The organism is Enterobacter sp. DTU_2021_1002640_1_SI_PRY_ASU_LCPMC_013, from assembly GCF_032389435.1.
Classification (GTDB): Bacteria; Pseudomonadota; Gammaproteobacteria; order Enterobacterales; family Enterobacteriaceae; genus Enterobacter; species Enterobacter hormaechei_C.
In genome coordinates, this window is sequence record NZ_CP135594.1 from 2658901 (window position 1) to 2681972 (window position 23072).

Here is a 23072-nt window from a genome sequence, read left to right on the forward strand (position 1 = left end):
GGCCCCGCGCCGAGCTTCTTTTTACCTGATTTCGATTAATCAACACGTCAACGCGGCCTCGCATATAATGCCAGGTGGCTAAGGAGTTCTCATGGCTAAGCTTCTCAATTTGCAGGAATGGGCTGCTGAGGTCTACACGACTCCACCCTCCCTTTCTACTCTGCGTAGATGGACGCGGGAGGGGCGAATTTATCCCGCGCCTGAGCTGCACGGAAAGGAATATAAAGTTCAGCCTGACGCTATCTACGTGGATCCGCGCAAGAAGAATCTGCGCGCTAAACCGAAACACACCAAACTGCCGTCCGGCGGCACCTTACTGGAGAGACTGACTCATGGCGAAAAGGCCAGTACGTTACGACGCTAACCTGCCCCGTAACCTGACCTATCGTAAAAGAGACAGACTTTACAGCTGGCGCAATCCGGTGACCGGGCAGGAGATTTCTCTTGGCCGGATTGATCGCAAGGATGCTGTTGCCCAGGCCATTGAGGCCAACAACTACATCGACCAGAATTACCTTCCCTCTTCTCTCCTGGATCGCATAAAAGACGTGCCCACTTTCACAGTGGCTGCATGGCTGGAGCGTTACGAGGTGATTCTCGAGCGGCGCGAGCTGAAACCAAACACGATGAAGGTCAGGCGAAACCAGATCGCAACCATAAAGGAAGAGTTCGGAAAAATACCCCTCGCATCAGTCACCACAAAGGATATCGCCTCATTCCTTGAAGCGTACATTCTCTGCGATAAAAAAAGCATGGCTTCCGGGCTACGGTCTGTTCTGATGGACATCTTCAGGGAGGCGATTGTGGAAGGACATGTCGACAGGAACCCGGCAGAACCGACGCGAACGCCGACACCGAAAGTTAAGCGGGAACGCTTGCTGCTCGAACAATTCACGGTCATCCGCCAGGCTGCGTTAACTCATTCTGAATGGGCGCCAAACGCATGCGATCTGGCACTGGTCACCGGCCAGCGGCGGGAGGATATCTCACTGTTCAGGTTCAGTGACATTAAAGATGGGAGGCTTTTCGTTACGCAGGAGAAAACAGGTCACAAACTGGCACTTCCCCTTGATTTGAGGCTGGACGTCGCCGGGCTTGTGTTGCAGGATGTCATTGATCGTTGTCGGTTGAACAACCCTTCCGACTTCATGCTTTACTCGCCGGTTCGCCGCGGGGGTAGAAAGCCGGGGCCGCTGACTCCTGACGGACTCACCCAGGCCTTTGCAGAGATAAGGGATTCGACCGGGTTAAAATTCGGACCTAACCCACCGCCTTTCCATGAGATTAGAAGTCTGGCGAGCAGGCTCTATGAAAAGGAGCGCGGAGAGGATTTTGCTCAGCGTTTACTTGGCCACAAAAATTTAACAATGACCAAAAAATACCTGGACGCACGTGGTGCAGAGTATGTTATGGTTTAGACAGGATATGGAATATTCGAGTAATTTTCGGGGGATTTCGTGTTAACACCTAAAAAACCCTTGAAAAACAAATAGATAAAAAGAGACCGAATACGATTCCTGTATTCGGTCCAGGGAAATGGCTCTTGGGAGAGAGCCGTGCGCTAAAAGTTGGCATTAATGCAGGCTCAATCGCCTTGCCCTTTAAGAATAGATGACGACGTCAGGTTTTCCAGTCCACAGCAAAAGTGGTCTGAAAAAAAGCGTCAGAACATCACTAAATGTGAAAAACCGCAGAGCTTTTACAAGCACCTGCGGTTTTTTTTTACTGGAAACCTGACGGCTAGCAGAGCTTTTCAGCGCGCTCAATAAACGGCGCCAGACTCTTCTTCTGCCCGGGGTTTGCCGGGTCATCTACCTGGATCACGCTGACAGGCTGTCCGTTACTTTTCCCGCTGGCAACCTGCTGCTCCGCCACGTCATTTAACGGATACTGCACGAGCGTACTGGGATTGATGACATACAGTGCGTTACCGGGACGGCAGGTAAGCATGACTTCTTCACGATTAAATGCCCAGTTGTCCTTACCCACTTCAAACCGGCTGACGGTGATGACCTGCGGCGCGGCCAGCGCACTGGTGGCACAGGTGAGAAGTAAAAGAGAAAGCAGTGTCTTTTTCATATGTTATTTAACCTTGTCAGAAGGGTTCCCAGGTCGCGAACAGGCTGACGGCCGCCAGTACCAGCGCGCCCAGCACCACCTCTGCCTGTGTCATCCTGATAAAAATCTGTTGTTCCCGCCCGGCCTCCGGGCGAAAGCGTGGCACAAGAAAATACCGATTCGCCAGCGCAATTGCCACCATCATCATGACCAGCGCACATTTGAACAACAACAGCTGGACATAAGGCGCCTGCCACGGCACGTTTATGCCAACAATAAAGAGCGTATTGATTATCCCGGTCAGCAGCACGCCTGCCACGGCGTAATGCCCCACGCGGGAGAAGCGCATCATGGTAAAGATAGCGGCTGGCTGCCAGCGGCCTTTCGCCAGACGCATGCAAAACAGCAGCGGCAGTAAACCACCCACCCAGGTCGCGGCGCAGAGCAGGTGAAGCGCATGGTTGAGACGATGCAACGCTCCCGGTGCGCCACCGTTCATCGCGGCATGTCCCACGCCCGCCAGCAGCACCAGCTGCCCCATCGCGAGCAGTAACAGCCGTGAGCCTTTTTGCGGGGTAAGCCATGCAGCGCCCGCCGTCACAGCGGCCAGCACCATTTGCCACAACCAGACGCCGCCAAATTGCGTTCCCAGCACGCTGCGCCAGACCGCCGGACGAATGACATCGCCCCAGCCGTTGCCCATCAACCCACTTTGCAGGCCAAACATCAGCAGAGCCGCTATCAGGCTGATTAAGGCCGCGAGTTTCTGCTGCCGCTGGAAACGCCGGATCATGAGGCGCTGCAACGAAGACGGCGCAAACCAGACGCTGTAGAGCGCGTTGCCGAAAAGCAGCATCAGCGCAGCAAAATGGATAAAGCGTAACGCGACGTAGCTCAGGGTCAGCATGCTATTTCACGCTAAAGTGATAGCTGCCTTTGGTTTTGTGGCCATCCACGGAGACCACATGCCAGTCCACCGTGTAGGTGCCGGACGTCAACGGTTTCTCAAGAGGAACAATCAGCTTTGCGTTATCCTTCTCGTCACGCTTCACCGCGCCGGTCTGGATCTTGTGCTGCTGTGCGTCTGTCACCACCACGCCGCTGAAGGCAGGCTCAATGCCTTCCGAGAAGTTCAGGGTAATGACCTCTGGTGCCACCGCAACGGTATTTTCCTGCGGGGATTGCTGCTTAAGATGCGCATGGGCCAGAACTGAGGGCGTGATGGCTGAAGAGAGCAGAAATGCCAGCGCGCACGCGACACGGGAAGGGGTAAAATGCATCACAATCATTCCTTTTCGTTATGCCTGAATGCTAAAGAATAACTCTGTATAATTAACGAGTCGAGGAACATCCTTTGCTCCCTTGTCATCGTTGAACAATCGCGGTAACGTTGCCGCCGCAGAAAAAGGAGAAGGAAATGAACGTTAATCTGGCCGCCCTTCCTCAGGACGAGATGGACAAAGTGAATGTCGATCTCGCCGCCGCGGGGGTCGCATTCAAAGAGCGTTACAACATGCCCGTCGTGGCTGAAGTGGTAGAGCGTGAACAACCCGCGCATCTCCGCGACTGGTTTCGCGAACGTCTCATTGCGCATCGCCTCGCCTCCGTCAATCTCTCGCGCCTGCCGTACGAACCTAAAGTTAAATAAGCTTAACGTCTCGTTACACTTCCTTACGCGTTATGTGGCAGGATAAGAAAACCCTGATAAATTTAGGTGTAATCTTAAAATCCCAGCGACTTAGTGTATAAGGAAGTCACGATGTCACGATGGAATATTGCCGCGGCTCAGTATGCCCCGCGGCACAACTGTGTTGATGAGCACGTAAAACATCACCTGTACTTTATTGCCGAGGCTGCCTGGCATGGGTGCGATTTGATCGTCTTTCCGGAGCTTTCGCTTACCGGCCCAGGCGGAACATCCTTACCCCCACCCCCTGACGATTTGCAGCTTGCCCCCCTCCTTCACGCCGCCCAGTCACGTTTCATCACGGTGATTGCTGGTATTACACTCCAGCAACACGGCCAGCGCCAGAAAGGACTCGCGCTTTTCACCCCTAACCTGTCGACCATCCGGCGTTATCCGCAGGGCAACGGTGCGGGTGTTATTCCTGGCGATAAACGGTTAACCATCGTGGATAACCAGGCTGACGCCCCGGAACTGGACCCGGAGGCAACGCTGTTCACCAGCAGCCTGGCCGTGGGCGAGCATCGCTGGCGGCAATCCATCGGTTCGTTACAACGCTTCGCGCACAAGTACGCCATCGCGGTATTAATGGCGAACGCGCGCGGCGGTAGCGCGTTATGGGATGAAAAAGGTCAGCTGATCGTACGTGCCGATAAGGGAGAACTGCTGCTAACCGGTTCTTTAGGCCAACAGGGTTGGCAAGGCGATATCATTCCATTAGGCTAGGCATTTTAGGATCAGGAGCGATCAATGCTGCGCGTTATCGATACCGAAACCTGTGATTTGCAGGGTGGAATTGTGGAAGTCGCTTCTGTCGACGTGATTGACGGAAAGATAGTCAACCCAATGAGCCATCTGGTGCGCCCGGATCGTCCCATCAGTGCGCAGGCGATGGCGATACATCGTATTACGGAATCGATGGTGGCGGATAAGCCGTGGATTGAAGAGATCATCCCTCTTTACCACGGTAGCCAGTGGTATGTGGCCCATAACGCCAGCTTTGACCGCCGCGTGCTGCCGGAGATGCCCGGCGAATGGATTTGCACCATGAAGCTGGCGCGCCGTCTGTGGCCGGGGATCAAATACAGCAATATGGCGCTGTATAAGTCGCGTAAACTCAGCGTGCGGACGCCGGAAGGGCTGCATCATCACCGCGCCCTTTACGACTGCTACATCACCGCAGCGCTCCTGATTGATATCATGAATACTTCCGGCTGGACGCCAGACGATATGGCGACCATTACCGGGCGCCCCGCGCTACTGACCACCTTTACGTTCGGAAAATATCGCGGGAAGCCAGTATCGGAAGTGGCGGACAAAGATCCGGGCTATCTGCGCTGGCTGTACAACAACCTCGACAGAATGAGCCCGGAACTGCGCCTGACGCTGAAGCATTATTTAGGCGAAGCCTGAGTCCCCGCCCGGCCTGGCAGCGTATCCTGCGCCAGGCCAATCAAAAAGGCGTACTCCAGCGCCACCCCTTCATAGGATTTAAATCGCCCTGATTTCCCGCCGTGCCCCGAGTCCATATCGGTACACAGCAGCAGCAGATTATCGTCAGTTTTCAGCTCACGCAACTTCGCCACCCATTTCGCGGGCTCCCAGTACTGTACCTGGGAATCGTGCAGGCCGGTGGTCACCAGCATATGCGGATAGGCTTTCGCCTCGACGTTATCATACGGGCTGTACTCTTTCATGTAGCGATAATAGGTTTCATCCTGCGGGTTCCCCCACTCCTCAAACTCCCCGGTGGTCAGTGGAATGGACTCATCCAGCATGGTCGTCACCACGTCCACAAACGGCACCTGGGCGATAACCCCTTTAAACAGTTCAGGCCGCTGGTTGATCACGGCGCCCATTAGCATGCCCCCGGCGCTGCCCCCCATGCCAAAGCAGAGCTGCGGATCGCCATAACCCTGCGCGATCAGCGCATCGCAAACATCAAGGTAGTCATTAAAGGTATTTTTCTTTTTGAGAAATTTTCCGTCTTCATACCAGTGCTGACCCAGCTCGCCGCCGCCGCGAATATGGGCAATCGCATAAACAAAACCGCGGTCGAGCAGGCTCAGCCTGCTGCTGCTGAAATCGGCGTCCATGCTGGATCCATAGGAGCCATAGCCATAGACGAGGATGGGGTTTTTACCTTTGTTGAAGTGCGCCTTGTGATAGACGAGCGACACTGGGACTTCAACGCCGTCGCGTGCGGTCACCCACAGGTGCTCACTGCGATAATTTTCCGACTCAAAACCCCGGACCTCAGCCTGTTTAATCACCTGACGCTGCCCGGTGTCCATATCCAGTTCAAACAACGTATCCGGGGTGGTCATCGACGAATAGCCGTACCGCAGGCGGGACGATTCCGGTTCCGGGTTAAAGCCGATCCACGTTACGTAAGCCGGGTCATCGAACGCAATGCCCACCACTTCGCGGGTTTTGCGGTTGATTTGGCGGATACTGGTCAGTCCGCGCTGACGCTCTTCCACCACCAGCCAGTCGGTAAACAGGGTGAACCCCTCCAGCATCACCTGATCGCGCGCGGGAATTAACACTTCCCATTTGCGTTCATCGCGCACTTTGGTTTTATAAAGGCCAAAGTTTTTGCCCTCGCGGTTCGAACGCAGGTAAAAGCTGTGCTGGAAGTGATCCAGGCTGTACTCATGATCTTTACGGCGCGGCAGGAAGCACAGAGGCTGCGCATCCGGCAGCTCTGCATCCAGCAGCAGCACTTCTGAGGTGGTGGCGCTGGAGAGGAAAATGATCACGTAGTGGCGAGACGACGTTTTGTGCAGGCTGACATAGAACGTCTCGTCTTTTTCCTCATACACCAGTTCATCGTCGGCGGAATCGGTCCCCACCGTATGACGCCAGACCTGATAAGGCAGCAGCGTTGAGGCATGCTTTTTAACGTAGTAGACCGTTTCTGAATCGTTACACCAGACGAAATCGGGGGAGACATTATCCAGCATTTCGGGATACCAGTTTCCCGTTTCAAGATTGCGGAAACGCAAACCGTACTGGCGGCGGGAGAGGTAATCCTCAGCCAGCGCCATAATGGCGTTATCGGGGGAAATGGACATGCCGCCCAGCGTATAAAACTCACTGTGGGCCGCACGTTTGTTGGCATCCAGCAGGATCTCCCATTCGTCCCACTCGGCGCTCAGCACAGACTGGCGCTGGTAGATGGGATATTCGTTTCCCGGCTCATAAATATGGCGATAGCGATAACCGTTTTTGCACCACGGGGCAGAGACATCACGCTGGGGGATACGCTGCACCATTTCCTTCAGAAGTTGATCCTGAAGCGCCTGCTGGCTGGCCATGACCTGGCGGCCATAGTCGTTTTCCTCGTGCAGATAGTCCAGCACCTCTGGCCGGGAACGAGAATCGTCCCGCAGCCAGTAGTAGTTATCTATACGCGTATCGCCATGCGTGGTGATCGCATAAGGAGTACGTCGGGCTTTTGGAGGCATGGCATTCTTACTTTTTCGTTTTACATCCTATAAGGTTGGCAAAACACGCGTATGATGCAAGCGAAACATGGCCTTCTAGCCCACGAGGGTCTGCTTCTGCTGCTGAATATCCTGCTCAATTCCCTCACGAACGTCCTGTGGGATCTTCAGCGCATCGCCCAGGGCGTTCAGGTAGCTGCGCTCCATAAAGTGATCGATATCGATGGCGGCACAGCTCAGAAAATAGAGTTCCAGCGCCTCTTCTTCGTTTTTCACGCTTTGCGCCAGACGCTGCGGATCAAGCGGCTGTTCGATCGCCTGCGCCACCAGCGCCCTGCCCTGCTCCTCAACGCCCGCTTCCCGCATCTGCTGTTCAATTGCGGCACGTTCACTGGCATCAATATGCCCGTCGCTCTTGGCCGCAAAGACCAGGGCGAGGATCAGACGTTCGGTGCGTAAATCTAACGGCGATACCTGCTCCCCGTACTGCGGTTCATCCTGATGCGCGCTGCGCACATTGTCTTTGTATTTGTTCCATAAGACGGAGCCTGCAATAGCCCCTCCGCCTGCCAGCAGCGCGCCGGTACCGTATTTGGTAAGCAGTTTCCGCGATGATTTATTGGCAACCAGCAAACCGGCCAGCCCGCCGAGCGCACCCGGCACCAGCAGCTTGCTCAGACCCTGCTCGCCGGACGACGAGCCTTTTTGTCCCAACAGGGATTGCAGTTGATTCATCCAGCCTGACATATTTTTCCTCACGTAACAGTGCGTAACCTTCACAGCCTAAGCGAGCGGGTGTCAGGAAATGTCTGTCAGTACTAAAGAAGCGCAAATTTCACCCCTGTCCGGTTATCCCCATACAAGACAGACGCAAACGTTTTCGTTTATACTGCCCGCATCTTTTTCAGGGGGATTTTTATGACTCGTTTAGGAACCGCGCTGCGTCCCGCCGCGACGCGCGTCATGCTGTTGGGATCGGGTGAACTGGGTAAAGAAGTGGCCATTGAATGCCAGCGTCTGGGTGTGGAAGTGATTGCGGTGGACCGTTACGCGAATGCGCCCGCCATGCACGTCGCGCATCGCTCGCACGTCATCGATATGCTTGACGGTAATGCGCTGCGGGCGTTAATTGCCGACGAAAAACCGGATTTCGTGGTACCTGAAATTGAGGCAATTGCCACTGAGATATTGGTTGCCCTTGAACAGGAAGGGCAGCGCGTGGTGCCCTGCGCCACTGCGGCAAAACTGACCATGAACCGGGAAGGCATTCGTCGCCTGGCGGCAGAAGAATTACAGCTCCCGACCTCCAGCTACCGTTTTGCCGGGGATAAAGCTGCGTTTCTCCAGGCCGTAGAGGAGATTGGCTACCCGTGCATCATTAAGCCGGTAATGAGCTCCTCCGGCAAAGGGCAGAGCTTTATCCGCGACAGCAGCACGCTGGACAACGCCTGGGACTATGCCCAGCAGGGCGGCCGAGCCGGGGCCGGGCGCGTCATCGTGGAAGGCGTGGTGAAGTTTGATTTTGAAATTACCCTGCTCACCGTCAGCGCCGTGGATGGCGTTTATTTCTGCGACCCGATTGGTCATCGGCAGGAAGACGGCGATTATCGCGAATCCTGGCAGCCGCAGCAGATGAGCGCGCTGGCGCAGGCACGCGCACAGGAGATCGCCCGCAAGACGGTGCTGGCGCTGGGCGGCTACGGCCTGTTCGGCGTGGAATTGTTTGTTTGCGGCGACGAGGTGATCTTCAGCGAAGTCTCCCCTCGCCCGCACGATACCGGGATGGTAACGCTGATTTCACAGGATCTCTCCGAGTTCGCGCTGCACGTACGCGCTTTCCTCGGCCTGCCGGTTGGCGGCATCCGTCAGTACGGCCCGGCAGCCTCGGCGGTGATCCTGCCGCAGCTGACCAGCCAGAATGTCACCTTTGATAACGTCGAAGGTGCGGTTGGCGCAGGTTTGCAGGTCCGGCTGTTCGGCAAACCGGAGATCGACGGAAGCCGTCGTCTGGGCGTGGCATTAGCAACCGGAGAAAACGTGGACGAAGCCGTCGCGAGAGCAAAAAGAGCGGCTGCGAACGTCAGCGTAGCAGGATAAAAAAACGGGCCGAAAGGCCCGTTTTAACTGTCTGGCTGGCCGGGTTAGGCGCAGCCGACACCCGGCAAACAAACTTACTGTTTCGCGCCTTCTACCGCTTCGCGAGCCAGTTTAGTGATGCGATCCCAGTCGCCTGCTTCCAGCGCATCCGCCGGAACCAGCCAGGAGCCGCCGATGCACAGCACGCTTTTCAGCGCCAGATAGTCACGGTAGTTGGCCGGAGAGATGCCGCCCGTTGGGCAGAAACGCACCTGGGAGAATGGGCCCGCAATCGCCTGCAACGCTTTGGTGCCGCCGTTCGCTTCAGCCGGGAAGAATTTGAACTCTTTCAGGCCGTAGTCCATGCCCAGCATCAGTTCAGAAACGGTGCTGATACCCGGGATCAGCGGAATAGAACCTTCGGTTGCGGCTTTCAGCAGGGGCTCAGTCAGCCCCGGGCTGATGGCAAACTGTGCGCCCGCTTCGGTCACTTCCGCCAGTTGCTGCGCATTCAGAACCGTACCGGCACCAATGATCGCTTCCGGCACTTCTTTGGCGATAGCACGGATCGCATCCATCGCACAGGCGGTACGCAGGGTCACTTCCAGAACGCGAACGCCACCCGCAACCAGTGCCTTCGCCATTGGGACAGCGTGCTCCAGTTTGTTTACCACAATAACCGGCACGACAGGGCCAGTGGTCAGGATTGCTTCTGCACTTGTTTTCCAGTTTTTCATCAGAGTTTTCTCTCGCCAGATCGTTAAAATCAAGTCGTCTTAAAACGTAATACAGGTTGCGCCCTGCTCCGCACCGGAGAGTTTCTCACGCAACGCACCAAACATTTCGCGTCCGGTACCCACGCGTGACGCGCTCAGGTCAGGAATATGTGGCTGACGCGCCGCCAGCTCTGCTTCATCCACCAGCAGGGTTAACTCGCCTGTCTGACCGTTAACGCGGATCATGTCACCATCACGCACTTTCGCCAGCAAGCCGCCGTCGTAGGCTTCCGGGGTGACATGAATCGCTGAAGGCACTTTACCGGATGCCCCTGAAAGGCGTCCATCGGTTACCAGTGCAATTTTGAAACGGCGGTCCAATAATACACCAAGCGGCGGCATAAGTTTATGTAATTCTGGCATCCCGTTCGCTTTTGGTCCCTGATGACGCACCACGACCACACAGTCTTTATCAAGCAGACCCGCGTCAAAGGCAGGTAAAACGTCGTGCTGGCTTTCAAACACCACCGCCGGGGCTTCGATAACCTGATTCTCTTCCGGTACGGCAGAGGTTTTCATCACGGCACGTCCAAGGTTACCGCTCAGCACTTTGGTGCCGCCGTGAGGAGAGAACGGCTGTTCGAAGGTTGCGATAACCTGAGGATCGAGCGAGTCGCTCGCCCCTTCGCGCCAGTCCAGCTCACCGTTGTTCAGCCACGGTTCAAGGGTATAGCGATGCAGGCCAAAGCCCGCCACCGTGTTGACATCCTCATGCAGCAGGCCGCCTTTCAGCAGCTCGCGCATCAGCACCGGCACGCCGCCCGCGGCCTGGAAGTGGTTGATGTCCGCCGGACCGTTCGGGTACAGACGCGCCATCAGCGGTACCACGGAGGAGATATCGGAGAAGTCATCCCAGTTGATCAGAATGCCCGCCGCGCGCGCCATCGCGACAAGGTGCATGGTATGGTTGGTTGAACCGCCGGTCGCCAGCAGGGCGACAATCCCGTTTACGATGACTTTTTCATCCACCATTTTGCCCATTGGCATCCACTCGTTGCCGTTACCGGTCAGGCGCGTCACCTGACGGGCTGCGGCTTCGGTCAGCGCTTTACGCAGTGGCGCATCCGGCTGGATGAACGACGAGCCCGGCAGCTGCATACCCATAAACTCCACCACCATCTGGTTGGTGTTGGCCGTACCGTAGAACGTACAGGTGCCCGGCGCATGATAGGACGCGGCTTCCGCTTCCAGCAGTGCCTGACGGTCCGCTTTTCCTTCGGCATACAGCTGGCGGATACGGACTTTTTCCTTGTTTGGCAGACCGCTAGCCATCGGGCCTGACGGCACAAAAATCGCTGGCAGATGGCCAAACGACAGCGCGGCCATCACCAGCCCCGGGACGATTTTGTCGCACACGCCCAGATAGAGCGCGCCATCAAACATGTTGTGAGAGAGGCCCACTGCCGCCGACATGGCGATCACTTCGCGGCTCAGCAAGGACAGCTCCATACCGTCCTGGCCCTGGGTTACGCCATCACACATGGCCGGCACGCCGCCTGCAACCTGGCCCACCGCGTTCACGCTGTGCAGCGCATTGCGGATGATAGCCGGGTAGGCCTCATACGGCTGGTGGGCTGAAAGCATGTCGTTATAGGAGGTAATGATGGCGATATTGTTACGCAACATGCTTTTCAGCGCGTCTTTATCACCAGGCTGGCAGGCCGCAAAGCCGTGGGCCAGATTCCCGCAGGCCAGCTGAGAGCGATGGACAGTTTCACTCTTCGCCTGTTCGATGCGGGCAAGGTAGGCAGCACGGGTCTCTTTCGAGCGTTCAACGATGCGTTGTGTTACGCGTAACAATGTCGGATTCATAAAAGCTCCTCTAATTTATCTGTCCAGGCTCGGGAGTTTACACAGTTTCTGACGGTTGTTAACAACGCTGAAACGCCTGATATCCGGAGCACAGGGGCAAAATGTCTGAAGGGAGTGTAATAAAAAAAGCTCCGCGGGTGAATCCACGCGGAGCTTAAAAGATAAAAATTATGCCACTTGCTGTGTTAGATCATGTTACCGGTAAAATAACACCTTTGGGCTAGAGACGGGGTTATTCAAACTCGTTCCAGGAGCGTCCATCACGGGTGATCATCGCAACGGAGGCGACAGGTCCCCAGGTTCCCGCCTGATACGGTTTTGGCGCGTCCTGATCGGCTGCCCACGCTTCAGTGATAGAGTCGACCCACTTCCACGCCTCTTCCACTTCATCGCGGCGGACGAACAGCGCCTGGATACCACGCATGGTTTCCAGCAGCAGACGCTCGTAAGCATCGGCGAGATGCGTCTGGTTGAAGGTTTCAGAGTAGCTCAGGTCCAGCTTGGTAGTTTGCAGGTTGTGTTTGTGATCAAGGCCTGGCACTTTGTTGAGGATCTGAATATCCACACCCTCGTCCGGTTGCAGACGGATGGTCAGTTTGTTCTGCGGCAGTTCCTGCCAGGATTCTTTGAACAGGTTCAGTTCCGGATTTTTGAAGTAGACCACCACTTCGGAGCATTTTGCCGGCAGACGTTTACCGGTACGCAGGTAGAACGGCACACCGGCCCAGCGCCAGTCGTCGATATCCACACGGATCGCCACAAACGTCTCGGTGTTGCTGGACTTGTTCGCGCCCTCTTCTTCCAGATAGCCAGGAACTTTTTTCCCCTGGGCAAAACCTGCGGTGTACTGGCCGCGCACGGTTTTCTCACGCACGTTGGAGCGGTCAATACGGCGCAGTGATTTCAGCACTTTCACTTTGGCATCACGAATGCTGTCGGCCGTCAGATCTGACGGTGGAGACATGGCAATCATGCACAGAATTTGCAGCAGGTGGTTCTGGATCATGTCACGCATCTGGCCGGCCTGGTCGAAGTAGCCCCAACGGCCTTCGATGCCCACCTCTTCCGCCACGGTAATTTCCACGTGGTCGATAGTGCGGTTGTCCCAGTTGTTCACGAACAGGGAGTTGGCAAAACGCAGCGCCAGCAGGTTCAGTACCGTCTCTTTGCCCAGATAGTGGTCAATACGGTAAACCTGACACTCCTCAAAGAACTCGCCCACCTGGTCGTTGATTTCACGCGAGGTCGCCAGCGACGTACCCAGCGGTTTCTCCATCACCACGCGCGCCGGTTTGGCGTTCAGCTTCGCTTCGCCCAGACCTTTGCAGATGGCGCCGAAGGTGCTTGGGGGCATGGCGAAATAGTTAATAGTGACACGATTTTCCTGGTCAAGCATTTCACCCAGACGGGTAAAGGCGCCTACATCGTTGACGTCCAGGTTGCAGAAATCGAGACGCCCGCTCAGCTTATCCCAAAGGCTTTCATCGATTTTCTCTTTCATGAACGTTTCGAGCGCCTCGCGCACGACTTTGGTATAAGCCTCCTTATCCCAGTCTGCGCGTCCTACCCCAAGGATTCGGGTGTCGGGATGGATCTGGCCCGCTTTTTCGAGCTGATACAGGGAAGGCAGCAATTTTCGGCGTGCAAGATCGCCTTTCGCGCCGAAAATGACCAGGTCACATGCCTGGGCTGTTTGCGTTACCGCCATGTCATTCTCCTCAGTTAGATCGCCTGGTACTCTGCCAGGTATCGTTGTAATTTTATTACAATGCACTGTACTGCTTTTACGCGTTTCCTGAAACCATTAGCGCTTAACGTCGCGTGCGATACGGTGATTTTTCGTCACCCGGGCCATAACGCCCGTCTGATGACGCAACAAACGTCGATTCTTTGCGCAACAGGGTCAGAGCAAAACCCGACGTCGATCAAGTAATGAAAAAAAACAACAACATTTCTTGTCGACGATTACCCTTTCGGGAGTCCCGGGGGTAATATCGGCTAAATCGAATCAAGATTTCATCTCTTTATGAAATCGTTTATGCCCTCATGAGCGTCTTGTTAACAATGAACATGCTGGAAAAAATCCAGTTTCAACTGGAACACCTTAGCAAATCCGAGCGCAAAGTGGCTGAAGTTATTCTCGCCGCGCCCGCTCAGGCGATTCATTCAAGCATCGCTGCTCTGGCACAGGAATCGGGCGTCAGCGAACCGACGGTCAATCGATTCTGTCGTAGTCTGGACACGCGCGGCTTTCCTGATTTTAAACTGCATCTGGCCCAAAGTCTGGCAAACGGCACCCCGTATGTTAATCGCAATGTAGATGAAGACGACAGCGTTGATGCTTACACCGCAAAAATATTTGAATCGGCTATGGCCACGCTCGACCACGTTCGCCAGTCTCTGGACATGAGTTCAGTGAATCGCGCGGTCGATCTTCTCACGCAGGCCAAACGGATTGCCTTCTTTGGCCTTGGCTCGTCCGCCGCCGTGGCGCATGACGCCATGAATAAGTTCTTTCGCTTTAACGTGCCGGTGATTTACTCCGATGACATTGTGCTGCAACGCATGAGCTGTATGAATTGTAGTGAAGATGATGTCGTGGTACTCATCTCCCATACGGGCCGCACCAAGAGCCAGGTGGAGCTGGCGCAGCTCGCGCGTGACAACGATGCGATGGTCATCGCCCTGACGACGGCAGGTACGCCGCTGGCCAGGGAAGCGACGCTCGCTATTACCCTGGACGTACCGGAGGACACCGACATGTACATGCCGATGGTCTCCCGCCTGGCGCAGTTGACGGTCATCGACGTGCTGGCGACCGGTTTTACCTTACGACGGGGCGCAAAATTCCGGGATAACTTGAAGCGGGTCAAGGAAGCCCTGAAAGAATCGCGTTTTGATAAAGAATTGCTTATAAAGAGCGATGTTCCCTAATAACTACGATGTACGATTTACGGCATTCGGTCCCCTCGCTACTGCCTTGCGATAGATGAAGGCCGATTCTATGTTCACGCAACACCAAAGTTGTTTCAGTCAACGGAGTATTACATGTCCAGAAGGCTTCGCAGAACCAAGATCGTCACCACCTTAGGCCCGGCCACCGACCGCGATAATAACCTCGAAAAGATTATCGCCGCGGGTGCCAACGTGGTGCGCATGAACTTCTCTCACGGTACGCCAGAAGACCATAAATTACGTGCCGACAAAGTGCGTGAAATCGCAGCTAAACTGGGCCGCCATGTTGCTATCCTCGGTGACCTGCAAGGTCCAAAAATCCGCGTATCGACCTTTAAAGAAGGCAAAGTCTTCCTCAACATCGGCGATAAATTCCTGCTGGATGCCAACCTGAGCAAAGGCGAAGGCGATAAGGAAAAAGTGGGTATTGACTACAAAGGTCTGCCTGCTGACGTTGTGCCTGGCGACATCCTGCTGCTGGACGACGGACGCGTACAGCTGAAAGTGCTGGAAGTTCAGGGTATGAAGGTATTCACCGAAGTGACCGTCGGCGGCCCGCTCTCCAACAACAAAGGCATCAACAAACTCGGCGGTGGCCTGTCTGCCGAAGCGCTGACCGATAAAGACAAAGCGGATATCGTGACCGCAGCGCAGATCGGCGTGGATTACCTGGCCGTCTCCTTCCCGCGCTGCGGCGAAGATCTGAACTATGCTCGCCGCCTGGCGCGCGATGCAGGCTGCGATGCGAAAATCGTTGCGAAAGTGGAACGCGCTGAAGCGGTCTGCGATCAGGACGCGATGGACGACGTGATCCTGGCGTCTGACGTGGTGATGGTTGCCCGTGGTGACCTGGGCGTGGAAATTGGCGACCCTGAACTGGTCGGTATCCAGAAAGCGCTGATCCGTCGCGCGCGTCAGCTGAACCGCGCGGTGATCACCGCCACCCAGATGATGGAATCCATGATCACCAATCCAATGCCGACCCGTGCGGAAGTCATGGACGTGGCGAACGCCGTGCTGGATGGTACCGATGCGGTGATGCTGTCAGCGGAAACCGCGGCAGGTCAGTATCCGGCAGAAACCGTGGCCGCCATGGCGCGCGTGTGCCTGGGTGCAGAGAAGATCCCAAGCATTAACGTCTCTAAACACCGTCTGGACATTCAGTTCGACAACGTGGAAGAAGCGATTGCGATGTCTGCGATGTACGCAGCCAACCACCTAAAAGGGGTCACGGCGATCATCACCATGACCGAATCTGGCCGTACCGCGCTAATGACGTCCCGTATCAGCTCCGGTCTGCCGATCTTCGCCATGTCCCGTCACGAGCGTACGTTGAACCTGACGGCGCTGTATCGCGGCGTGACGCCAGTATACTTCGACAGCACCAACGACGGCGTGGCCGCCGCGCACGATGCCGTGAACCTGCTGCGCGACAAAGGTTATCTGGTATCCGGTGATATCGTTATCGTGACGCAGGGTGACGTGATGAGCACCATCGGCTCAACCAATACCACCCGCGTACTGACCGTAGAGTAAGCTCCGCTCCCCTCTCCCCTAAGGGGAGAGGGGTGAAGGTTTCCTATTTCTTCGGGAAAAGCTCTTTACGCTTGTACGGCTCTGTTTCGCCAGGTTTGCGCGTTTTGAGCAGCTTCAGGATCCACGTATATTGCTCCTTATGCGGCCCCACCAGCACCTCCACCTCTTCATTCATGCGACGTGCGATGGTGTGATCGTCTGCGGTCAGCAGATCGTCCATCGGCGGACGTACCTCAATGCTCAGGCGATGCGTTTTACCGTCATAAACCGGGAACAGTGGGATCACGCGGGCGCGGCAGACTTTCATCAGGCGACCAATCGCGGGTAGCGTGGCTTTATAGGTTGCGAAGAAATCGACAAACTCGCTGTGTTCCGGGCCGTGGTCCTGATCGGGCAGATAGTAGCCCCAGTAACCCTGACGTACCGACTGAATGAAAGGCTTAATGCCATCGTTTCGGGCGTGCAAACGCCCGCCAAAGCGACGGCGCACGGTATTCCAGACGAAGTCGTAGATTTTGTTTCCCTGATTATGGAACATCGCCGCCATTTTCTGGCCCTGCGACGCCATTAACATCGCCGGAATGTCTACCCCCCAGCCGTGCGGCACCAGGAAAATCACCTTTTCATCATTGCGACGCATCTCGTCGATGATCTCCAGCCCTTTCCAGTCAACGCGTTCGACGATCTTCTCCGGCCCTTTCAGCGCCAGTTCCGCCATCATCGCCATGGCCTGTGGCGCGGTGGTATACATGTCATCAATGATTGCTTCGCGTTCGGCGTCGCTTTTATCCGGAAAACAGTACAACAGATTTATTTGCGCGCGGCGGCGTGCGCTTTTACCTAAGCGCCCTGCCAGGCGCCCCACTTTGCCGAGCACCGGATCGCGGAGGGAAGCAGGTAGCAACGCCATGCCAGCAAACGCGTATACGCCAAGCCAGGCGCCCCAGTTACGCGGGTGGCGAAAAGATTTTTCAAACTCGGGAATGTACTCAATATTGTTTTTTTTGGTTTCCATGCGGGTTCCAGGGTCTGGTGACGCAAAAATATATTCGGATAGTGTAGCGAGGCTGCCGCCCGCGCACAAAAGAAAAAGCCGGCGCATACTGACGCCGGCTTTTTAAATCAGGAGAGCTTAGTCGAAGCGCAGCTGCGGCATCACCTCTTTCACCTGCGCCAGGTAATCTTTGCGATCTTTGCCGGTCAGCCCTTCGGTACGCGGCAGTTTTGCCGTCAGCGGGTTAACCGCCTGCTGGTTGATCCACACTTCGTAGTGCAGGTGCGGACCCGTCGACCGGCCGGTGTTACCGGACAACGCGATGCGATCGCCACGTTTCACTTTCTGGCCCGGTTTGACCAGCAGTTTACGCAGGTGCATGTAGCGGGTGGTGTACGTACGACCGTGACGAATAGCAACGTAGTAGCCAGCAGCACCGCTGCGTTTCGCCATGACCACTTCACCATCCCCTACCGCCAGCACTGGCGTGCCCTGCGGCATGGCGAAGTCAACGCCACGGTGCGGCGCTACGCGGCCAGTTACCGGGTTCAGACGACGCGGGTTAAAGTTGGAGGAGACGCGGAACTGTTTCGCCGTTGGGAAACGCAGGAAGCCTTTTGCCAGACCCGTACCGCTGCGGTCATAGAACTTACCGTCTTCCGCGCGAATAGCGTAGTAGTCTTTGCCGTCTGAACGCAGACGAACGCCCACCAGCTGGCTCTGCTCGCGCTTACCGTCCAGCATTTCGCGGGACATCAGGACAGAGAACTGATCGCCTTTTTTCAGTTTGCGGAAATCCATCTGCCACTGCATGGCTTTGATCACCGAGCTGATTTCAGCGCTGGTCAGGCCGGCATCGCGTGCGCTGGAAACAAAGCTGCCGCCGACGGTCCCTTTCATGACGCTGTTAACCCAGTCGCCCTGCTGCAATTCGCTGGTCATTTTGAAACCGTTTGCAGTGCGATCGTAGGTGCGGGTTTCGCGACGGGACATCTCCCAGGTCAGACGTTGCAGATCGCCGTCGGGCGTTAGGGTCCAGGAAAGCTGCTGACCAATTTTCAGGTTACGCAGCTCTTTATCGGATGCGGCGAGCTGGCTGATGTTGCCCATGTCGATACCGTACTGGTTCAGGACGCTGCTCAGCGTATCGCCAGTAGATACAACATATTCATGAATGCCGGCTTCATTCTGGATCTTGTCATCCAGCTCATCCTGGGGAATCGCTTCATCTTCCTGAGCGGCCTGATCGATAGGCTCGCTGGCCTCAGGCAGCAGAGAGCGGATCTCGCTCTTCTCCAGTTCGATGGTTTTAATGATTGGGGCGGAACTCGGGTGGTAAACATAGGGCCGCCAGACGGCGACCGCTAATGTGAGAACTGTAAGCGACCCCAGCATAACGCGGTGGGGTCGAGGCAGATTGTTAAATGCCAGGGCGACAGAGCGGGCTATCTGTTGCACGTATTCACTTCCTCGTTAATCTCCTTTCAGGCAGCTCGCATACTGATTCGCCAGTTGGCTGAGGAACTGCGAATAGCTCGCTTTGCTCAACTGGATGTTCGTACCTAGCGGGTCAAGGGTTCCCATGCGCACGGATGTTCCCCTGGCCACGGCTTCTACGACCGCTGGCCTGAACTGTGGCTCAGCAAAAACGCATGTCGCTTTTTGCTCAACCAACTGTGTTCTGATTTCATGTAAACGCTGCGCACCAGGCTGAATTTCAGGGTTGACGGTAAAATGCCCCAGCGGGGTCAGACCGTAATGTTTCTCGTAATACCCGTAGGCATCATGAAAAACGAAGTACCCTTTTCCTTTAAGCGGTGCGAGCTCGTTACCCACCTGTTTGTCGGTTGCAGCTAATTGAGCCTCAAAATCCTTCAGGTTGGCGTCGAGTTTGATTCGACTTTGCGGCATAAGTTCCACTAATTTGTCGTGGATTGCAACCGCTGTAAGCCGCGCTATCTCTGGGGAGAGCCAGAGATGCATGTTGTATTCGCCGTGATGGTGATGGTCGTCACCTTTTTCACCGTGAGCATGGTCGTGGTCGTGTTCGTCACCCTCGTCCTCAGCTCCTTTCATGAGTAACGGTTTCACGCCGGACAGCCCGGCAATCGTCACCTGTTTCTCAGCGGGAAGCTGACTGGCTGACTTCTGCATGAACGCTTCCATCTCAGGACCAATCCAGACGACTAAGTCCGCGTTCTGTAAGCGTTTTACATCAGATGGACGCAGGGAATAATCATGCTCGGAAGCACCATCAGGCAGCAGAACCTGGGTCTCAGTGACCCCATCCGCGATGGCAGAGGCGATAAACCCAAGCGGTTTAAGCGAAGCGACAACGGCGGCGTTAACATCTTGTGCTGTTGTACCCCAAAGAGCAGCGGATAAAGCTGCGAAAAGAAGCGTATTTTTCTGTAACATAATGCGACTAATCATCGTAATGAATGCGTGGAATGTGATATTATAACATTCTATGACTTCTGCAAGCTTAAATTGACATGACGACTTTAGTTTCTCTTGAAAATGTTTCGGTCTCATTCGGCCAGCGCCGCGTCCTTTCTGACGTGTCGCTGAATCTGAAGCCCGGCAAAATACTCACGCTGCTCGGCCCTAACGGTGCAGGCAAGTCGACGCTGGTACGCGTCGTATTAGGCCTGGTAGCCCCTGATGCAGGTGTTATCGTCCGCCAAGACAAGTTGCGTATCGGCTATGTGCCGCAAAAATTACACCTCGATGCCACCCTGCCCCTGACGGTGAGCCGCTTCCTGCGCCTCCGTCCCGGTACGCGTAAAGCGGATATCCTCCCGGCGCTGAAACGCGTTCAGGCGGGACATCTTGTTGAGGCGCCCTTGCAAAAGCTGTCGGGCGGTGAAACCCAGCGCGTATTACTTGCCCGCGCCCTGCTCAGCAGCCCTCAGCTGCTGGTCCTGGACGAGCCGACGCAGGGTGTTGACGTCAACGGTCAGGTTGCGCTGTACGATCTGATTGACCAGCTCCGTCGGGAGCTAAACTGCGCGGTGCTGATGGTGTCCCATGATCTGCATCTGGTGATGGCCAAAACCGACGAAGTGCTGTGCCTGAACCATCACATTTGTTGTTCCGGCACGCCGGAAGTGGTGTCAATGCATCCGGAATTTATCTCTATGTTTGGCCATCGTGGCGCCGAGCAGCTGGGCATCTATCGTCATAATCACAATCACCGCCATGATTTACAGGGACGAATCGTCCTGCGTCGGGGAAATGGACACTCATGATTGAACTGTTACTGCCCGGCTGGCTGGCCGGGATTATGCTTGCCTGCGCCGCGGGTCCACTCGGCTCGTTTGTCGTCTGGCGCAGAATGTCCTATTTCGGCGATACGCTGGCCCATGCTTCATTGCTGGGTGTGGCGTTTGGTTTGTTACTGGACGTGAACCCGTTTTATGCGGTGATTGTCGTCACTCTGCTGCTGGCTGCCGGTCTGGTCTGGCTGGAAAAACGCCCTCATCTGGCAATTGATACCCTGCTCGGCATTATGGCGCACAGCGCCCTGTCGCTGGGCCTGGTGGTAGTGAGCCTGATGTCAAACATCCGCGTGGACCTGATGGCCTATCTGTTCGGCGATCTGCTGGCCGTCACGCCCGAAGATCTGGTTTCTATTGCCATTGGCGTGGCAGTGGTGCTCGGGATCCTGCTGTGGCAGTGGCGAAATTTACTGGCTATGACCGTCAGCCCGGATCTGGCCTTTGTCGACGGCGTGAAGCTTCAGCGCGTGAAGCTGCTATTGATGCTGGTGACGGCGTTAACCATCGGCGTGGCGATGAAGTTTGTCGGCGCGCTGATCATCACGTCGCTGCTGATAATCCCTGCCGCCACGGCGCGCCGTTTTGCGCGTACGCCGGAGCAAATGGCCGGTATCGCGGTGATTATCGGAATGATCGCGGTCACGGGCGGGTTAACTTTCTCGGCGTTTTATGACACGCCAGCAGGGCCGTCGGTGGTATTGTGCGCGGCGGTGTTGTTTATTTTCAGTATGATGAAAAAGACCGCGCAGTAGTCAGCATATCCCCGGTGGCGCTTCGCTTACCGGGGCTACCATTTATCGCTGCTTACGGCATCGCGGGCGGCGTAATGCCGAAATGATTCCACGCCCGCACCGTTGCCATACGACCACGCGGGGTACGCTGCAAGAAGCCCTGCTGGATCAGATACGGCTCCAGCACGTCCTCGATAGTCTCACGCTCTTCGCCAATTGCCGCCGCCAGGTTATCCAGCCCTACCGGCCCGCCAAAGAACTTATCCAGCACCGCCAGCAGCAGCTTACGGTCCATATAGTCAAAGCCTTCGGCATCGACATTCAGCATATCCAGCGCCTGGGCGGCAATCTCAACGGAAATCGTGCCGTCGTGCTTCACTTCGGCAAAGTCACGCACGCGGCGCAAGAGACGGTTAGCAATACGCGGCGTACCGCGAGAGCGTTTCGCCACTTCAAACGCCCCTTCCTCGCTCATCTCCAGCCCCATGTAGCGCGCGCTGCGGCCAACGATATGCTGAAGATCTGCAACCTGATAAAACTCCAGGCGCTGCACAATACCAAAGCGGTCGCGCAGCGGAGAGGTCAACGACCCGGCACGCGTCGTCGCGCCAATCAGGGTGAACGGCGGCAGATCGATTTTGATGGAGCGAGCAGCCGGACCTTCGCCGATCATGATATCCAGCTGATAGTCTTCCATCGCCGGGTAGAGCACCTCTTCCACCACCGGTGACAGGCGGTGGATCTCATCGATAAACAGCACGTCGTGCGGTTCAAGGTTGGTGAGCATTGCCGCCAGATCGCCTGCTTTCTCCAGTACCGGGCCGGAGGTGGTACGCAGGTTAACGCCCATTTCATTGGCGACGATATTCGCCAGGGTGGTTTTACCTAACCCCGGCGGCCCAAAAATCAGCAGGTGATCGAGCGCATCGCCGCGCAGCTTTGCCGCCTGGATGAAAATCTCCATCTGAGAACGAACCTGCGGCTGGCCGATGTACTCATCCAGCAGTTTGGGACGGATCGCGCGATCCACCACGTCATCTGGCTGAATAGTGCCTGCCGATACCAGGCGGTCTGCTTCAATCATCCTTTACCTCACAATGCAGCGCGCAGCGCTTCACGAATCAGAGTTTCACTGCTGGCATCCGGTTTAGCAATTTTGCTCACCATCCGGCTGGCCTCCTGAGGTTTATAGCCCAGCGCCACCAGCGCGGCAACCGCTTCCTGCTCGGCATCATCATCAGATGCAGGCGCGCCCGGGGAAGTCAGCACCAGATCGGCTGCCGGCGTGAACAGATCGCCATGCAGACCTTTGAAGCGGTCCTTCATCTCGACAATCAAACGCTCGGCGGTTTTCTTCCCGATGCCCGGAAGTTTAATTAACGCAGCCGGATCTTCACGCTCAACGGCGTTCACAAACTGTGGCGCTGACATACCGGACAGAATCGCCAGGGCCAGCTTCGGCCCGACGCCGTTGGTTTTAATCAATTCGCGGAACAGGGTGCGTTCCTGTTTGTTATTGAAGCCGTACAGCAGCTGAGCGTCTTCACGCACCACAAACTGGGTAAAGACAACCGCCTCTTTGCCCGCCTCCGGCAGCTCATAGAAGCAGGTCATTGGCATATGGACTTCATAGCCCACGCCCCCCACTTCCAGCAGTACTAACGGGGGTTGTTTTTCAATGATGATGCCTCTGAGTCTGCCTATCACGTGACGCTCCTGC

The 23072-nt window shown here is 55.9% G+C and carries 23 protein-coding genes; 10 read left to right on the forward strand and 13 right to left on the reverse strand.

The features are described from left to right. The first annotated feature begins 91 nt into the window (after nt 1-91). Together RS584_RS12785 and RS584_RS12790 are read left to right on the forward strand one after the other, a co-directional pair. Nucleotides 92-364 carry an excisionase gene (locus RS584_RS12785; RefSeq protein ID WP_023300430.1) on the forward strand — a complete coding sequence of 91 codons (273 nt, stop codon included), beginning with the start codon at nt 92-94 and terminating at the stop codon, nt 362-364. Beyond that, on the forward strand, nt 333-1418 hold the full coding sequence (locus RS584_RS12790; protein ID WP_315748007.1) for a tyrosine-type recombinase/integrase: 1086 nt from the start codon (nt 333-335) through the stop codon (nt 1416-1418). Before RS584_RS12785 ends, RS584_RS12790 begins: the two co-directional genes overlap by 32 nt. 322 nt (nt 1419-1740) lie before the next feature. On the opposite strand, the gene RS584_RS12795 is transcribed toward RS584_RS12790, so the two are convergent. The 3 genes from RS584_RS12795 to yobA are packed head-to-tail and all read right to left on the reverse strand — an operon-like array spanning nt 1741 to nt 3338. Further along, nucleotides 1741-2079, reverse strand: coding sequence for a YebY family protein (locus RS584_RS12795; protein WP_060460457.1), 339 nt, complete (start codon nt 2077-2079; stop codon nt 1741-1743). 16 nt (nt 2080-2095) lie between these two features. Continuing rightward, nucleotides 2096-2965: a copper homeostasis membrane protein CopD gene (gene copD, locus RS584_RS12800; RefSeq protein ID WP_060460458.1), complete on the reverse strand. Its 870-nt coding sequence runs from the start codon at nt 2963-2965 to the stop codon at nt 2096-2098. A gap of 1 nt (nt 2966) precedes the next feature. Further along, a complete protein-coding gene (yobA, locus tag RS584_RS12805; protein ID WP_017384342.1) occupies nt 2967-3338 on the reverse strand; it encodes a CopC domain-containing protein YobA in 372 nt (123 codons plus the stop codon). Between the two features lie 137 nt (nt 3339-3475). On the opposite strand from yobA, the gene RS584_RS12810 reads away from it, so the two are divergent. The 3 genes from RS584_RS12810 to exoX all read left to right on the forward strand — a co-directional run bounded on the left by RS584_RS12810 (nt 3476) and on the right by exoX (nt 5155). Beyond that, nucleotides 3476-3706: a DNA polymerase III subunit theta gene (locus tag RS584_RS12810; protein ID WP_003859784.1), complete on the forward strand. Its 231-nt coding sequence runs from the start codon at nt 3476-3478 to the stop codon at nt 3704-3706. 111 nt (nt 3707-3817) lie between these two features. Next, nucleotides 3818-4468, forward strand: coding sequence for a carbon-nitrogen hydrolase family protein (locus RS584_RS12815; RefSeq protein ID WP_058685749.1), 651 nt, complete (start codon nt 3818-3820; stop codon nt 4466-4468). Between the two features lie 24 nt (nt 4469-4492). Continuing rightward, entirely contained in the window at nt 4493-5155 is a 663-nt protein-coding gene (gene exoX, locus RS584_RS12820) for an exodeoxyribonuclease X (RefSeq protein ID WP_015570288.1), read from the forward strand. Here exoX and ptrB read toward each other — a convergent pair. Together ptrB and RS584_RS12830 are read right to left on the reverse strand one after the other, a co-directional pair. Next, nucleotides 5137-7212, reverse strand: coding sequence for an oligopeptidase B (ptrB, locus tag RS584_RS12825; RefSeq protein ID WP_315748008.1), 2076 nt, complete (start codon nt 7210-7212; stop codon nt 5137-5139). The genes exoX and ptrB overlap by 19 nt on opposite strands. Nucleotides 7213-7287: 75 nt before the next feature. Beyond that, nucleotides 7288-7938, reverse strand: coding sequence for a tellurite resistance TerB family protein (locus tag RS584_RS12830; protein WP_315748009.1), 651 nt, complete (start codon nt 7936-7938; stop codon nt 7288-7290). 171 nt (nt 7939-8109) lie between these two features. Between RS584_RS12830 and purT the strand changes: the two genes are divergently transcribed. Beyond that, nucleotides 8110-9288: a formate-dependent phosphoribosylglycinamide formyltransferase gene (gene purT, locus RS584_RS12835; RefSeq protein ID WP_315748010.1), complete on the forward strand. Its 1179-nt coding sequence runs from the start codon at nt 8110-8112 to the stop codon at nt 9286-9288. Between the two features lie 74 nt (nt 9289-9362). On the opposite strand, the gene kdgA is transcribed toward purT, so the two are convergent. From kdgA to zwf, 3 genes are all read right to left on the reverse strand, one after another. Further along, nucleotides 9363-10004 carry a bifunctional 4-hydroxy-2-oxoglutarate aldolase/2-dehydro-3-deoxy-phosphogluconate aldolase gene (gene kdgA, locus RS584_RS12840; RefSeq protein ID WP_003859774.1) on the reverse strand — a complete coding sequence of 214 codons (642 nt, stop codon included), beginning with the start codon at nt 10002-10004 and terminating at the stop codon, nt 9363-9365. Nucleotides 10005-10043: 39 nt separating this feature from the next. Beyond that, on the reverse strand, nt 10044-11855 hold the full coding sequence (edd, locus tag RS584_RS12845; protein WP_017384346.1) for a phosphogluconate dehydratase: 1812 nt from the start codon (nt 11853-11855) through the stop codon (nt 10044-10046). Between the two features lie 232 nt (nt 11856-12087). Beyond that, nucleotides 12088-13563 (reverse strand): glucose-6-phosphate dehydrogenase, encoded by a 1476-nt coding sequence (zwf, locus tag RS584_RS12850; protein WP_003859771.1) that lies wholly within the window; start codon nt 13561-13563, stop codon nt 12088-12090. A gap of 356 nt (nt 13564-13919) precedes the next feature. On the opposite strand from zwf, the gene RS584_RS12855 reads away from it, so the two are divergent. Together RS584_RS12855 and pyk are read left to right on the forward strand one after the other, a co-directional pair. Next, entirely contained in the window at nt 13920-14789 is an 870-nt protein-coding gene (locus tag RS584_RS12855; RefSeq protein ID WP_003859769.1) for a MurR/RpiR family transcriptional regulator, read from the forward strand. Between the two features lie 114 nt (nt 14790-14903). Further along, nucleotides 14904-16346 carry a pyruvate kinase gene (pyk, locus tag RS584_RS12860; protein WP_003859767.1) on the forward strand — a complete coding sequence of 481 codons (1443 nt, stop codon included), beginning with the start codon at nt 14904-14906 and terminating at the stop codon, nt 16344-16346. A gap of 43 nt (nt 16347-16389) precedes the next feature. On the opposite strand, the gene lpxM is transcribed toward pyk, so the two are convergent. The 3 genes from lpxM to znuA form a co-directional block, all read right to left on the reverse strand. Then, entirely contained in the window at nt 16390-17361 is a 972-nt protein-coding gene (lpxM, locus tag RS584_RS12865; protein ID WP_015570283.1) for a lauroyl-Kdo(2)-lipid IV(A) myristoyltransferase, read from the reverse strand. A 117-nt stretch (nt 17362-17478) separates the two neighbouring features. Continuing rightward, on the reverse strand, nt 17479-18798 hold the full coding sequence (gene mepM / locus RS584_RS12870; protein WP_003859762.1) for a murein DD-endopeptidase MepM: 1320 nt from the start codon (nt 18796-18798) through the stop codon (nt 17479-17481). Between the two features lie 15 nt (nt 18799-18813). Next, complete coding sequence (gene znuA / locus RS584_RS12875) at nt 18814-19758, reverse strand: zinc ABC transporter substrate-binding protein ZnuA (protein ID WP_032103662.1); 945 nt, start codon at nt 19756-19758, stop codon at nt 18814-18816. Nucleotides 19759-19835: 77 nt separating this feature from the next. On the opposite strand from znuA, the gene znuC reads away from it, so the two are divergent. Together znuC and znuB are read left to right on the forward strand one after the other, a co-directional pair. Next, nucleotides 19836-20591, forward strand: a complete 756-nt coding sequence (gene znuC, locus RS584_RS12880) for a zinc ABC transporter ATP-binding protein ZnuC (RefSeq protein ID WP_017384350.1) — start codon at nt 19836-19838, stop codon at nt 20589-20591. Next, nucleotides 20588-21373 carry a zinc ABC transporter permease subunit ZnuB gene (gene znuB / locus RS584_RS12885; RefSeq protein WP_315748011.1) on the forward strand — a complete coding sequence of 262 codons (786 nt, stop codon included), beginning with the start codon at nt 20588-20590 and terminating at the stop codon, nt 21371-21373. Before znuC ends, znuB begins: the two co-directional genes overlap by 4 nt. A 52-nt stretch (nt 21374-21425) precedes the next feature. Here the strand turns inward: znuB and ruvB are convergent, their stop codons facing one another. Both ruvB and ruvA read right to left on the reverse strand, forming a co-directional pair. After that, nucleotides 21426-22436 (reverse strand): Holliday junction branch migration DNA helicase RuvB, encoded by a 1011-nt coding sequence (ruvB, locus tag RS584_RS12890; protein WP_315748012.1) that lies wholly within the window; start codon nt 22434-22436, stop codon nt 21426-21428. An 8-nt stretch (nt 22437-22444) separates the two neighbouring features. After that, nucleotides 22445-23059, reverse strand: a complete 615-nt coding sequence (gene ruvA, locus RS584_RS12895; protein WP_003859751.1) for a Holliday junction branch migration protein RuvA — start codon at nt 23057-23059, stop codon at nt 22445-22447. Nucleotides 23060-23072 lie beyond the last annotated feature (13 nt).